General features: G+C 62.2%; 1 pseudogene. It reads left to right on the forward strand.

Features of this window, described 5'->3' with window-relative positions:
• Window positions 1–181: 181 nt before the first annotated feature.
• Window positions 182–373, forward strand: a pseudogene (locus tag P9230_RS32245) (IS5/IS1182 family transposase); the annotation flags it as partial.

Here is a 373-nt window from a genome sequence, read left to right on the forward strand (position 1 = left end):
GTCGGCCGTGAACTATCCGCAAGCCATTGATCTGGCCTGTTGATTGAGGCGGATAGCGGCTTTGGAATTGCAGGATTAGCGGTATTTGGACGCTGTTTTCCTGCAATTCGGTTTTGCGATTCCCTTGTGGCGCGGAGCGTGATTCACTCGGTTCGGCGGCGGCGAATCGAGGGGACAGCGAATGTCCAGGCCACGCGAGAAGCGCGAGACGGGAGAGCAGGACCTGTTCCGCTCCCGGCTCGACCAAATCATCAACATGAAGCACGAGCTGGTGCGGCTGGCGCAGGCGATCGACTGGCCGGTGCTGGAGGAGCGTTTCGGCGCCGTCTATTCGGACGGCCCCGGCATGCCGCCGCTGCCGACCCGGCTGATG

Origin of the sequence: Mesorhizobium sp. WSM4887, assembly GCF_029625865.1 — a bacterium.
GTDB lineage: Bacteria > Pseudomonadota > Alphaproteobacteria > Rhizobiales > Rhizobiaceae > Mesorhizobium.